2 protein-coding genes are annotated in these 1,173 nt (G+C 52.3%); one reads left to right on the top strand and one right to left on the bottom strand.

What is annotated here, in order from left to right; all coding sequences use genetic code 11:
- Positions 1-166: 166 nt before the first annotated feature.
- Positions 167-541 carry a DUF423 domain-containing protein gene (locus B2899_RS17850; protein WP_146811212.1) on the top strand — a complete coding sequence of 125 codons (375 nt, stop codon included), beginning with the start codon at positions 167-169 and terminating at the stop codon, positions 539-541.
- A gap of 1 nt (position 542) precedes the next feature.
- On the opposite strand, the gene B2899_RS17845 is transcribed toward B2899_RS17850, so the two are convergent.
- Positions 543-1,173, bottom strand: a 631-nt coding sequence (locus B2899_RS17845; RefSeq protein ID WP_286887522.1) for a hypothetical protein, incomplete at its 5' end; no start/stop codon positions are given.

Raw genomic sequence — 1,173 nt, 5'->3', positions numbered from 1 at the left:
GATTTTCATGTCGGAGTTGCGGCTGAGATGCCATGGTGGTTTTTTAAGAAAATTAAAGTAAGGATTTTTCAGAATTAATTACAAAAGATGTATAGACTCTGTCAAAAAGTTTGTAAAAACGTTTGTTATAATAAAAAAGAGATTTCATAAAGCAAAGGAGATAGCGATGGCACGACTATTCATTATTCTTGGCAGCATTAACCTGTTCCTGTCGGTGGCTCTGGGGGCGTTCGGCGCCCACGGTCTTGAAGGAAGAATTGCGGATCGCCTGCTGGAAGTGTACAAAACGGGTGTTCACTATCATATGATTCACGGTCTGGGTCTGCTTGGCATCGGCATCCTCGGCGAGCGCGGCATTGCCGGAATGAAGCAGTTGAAGCTTGCGGGCTGGTTCCACCAGTTCGGCATTCTTTTCTTCTCGTTCAGTCTGTATGCCCTGGCGATGACCGGGATCAGCTGGCTGGGCGCCATCACGCCGATTGGCGGCGTTTGCTTCCTGATTGGCTGGGTTCTGCTCGCGATCGCGGCAGCGAAGAAGTAAACTATAGCCACTGGGTCACATACCCTTCGGCAGCGTCGATAATGTCGAATGCTTCCCCTCCGGTGAACGGGGCAAGGATGCGGGCGCGTATGGTTTTCAGATCGGGTACGTCCTCGATTACAGCGCGTCCGCCCCGCTCGCCCAGCATAAGTTTGCCGCGGAAAGAAGCGGCAAGCGGCAGAGGATAGCAGGTACGAATAGTATTTTTTTCGCAGGATACAATCAATCCTCTGGATAAAGAGAATGAATCGCGCAGAAGAACGGTTACTTCTTCCTGTCCGTTACGGACTTCTTTTACAGAATACAGCGAGGCGGGGGCGTCCGGCGCGGGAGCAATTCGGATATAGTCCGCAGATTTCGGAATCGAATGCGGGCGGAGGCGGAGGGCTCTTTTTTTATAATCAATGGATTTGATGGGCACCCATTCCCGTTTCGTTCCTTCCATTTTCTTTCCCTGAAATGTCATAGAGACGGCTTCAATGCAGGCATAGGCGAGGAGCTTTCCCGTCCGGTCGGTGCGCAGAAATCCGCAGCGCCCTTCGATACACCATTCGCCGAACCGGGTACGTACGGCAATCGGCTGGGCAACCGGGCTGTATGCCCAGAAGTCGAGCCAGCCGCTGCCGGCTTCC

It is taken from the genome of Aneurinibacillus sp. UBA3580 (assembly GCF_002375825.1).
Lineage (GTDB): Bacteria > Bacillota > Bacilli > Aneurinibacillales > Aneurinibacillaceae > Aneurinibacillus > Aneurinibacillus danicus.
The sequence above is the reverse complement of the archived record's forward strand: the minus strand, read 5'-3'. Positions and strand labels throughout refer to the sequence as shown.

What these genes read in the sequence shown, in the direction of transcription:
- B2899_RS17850 (WP_146811212.1), top strand. Translation starts at nt 167, where the DNA reads ATGGCACGACTATTCATTATTCTTGGCAGCATTAACCTGTTCCTGTCG.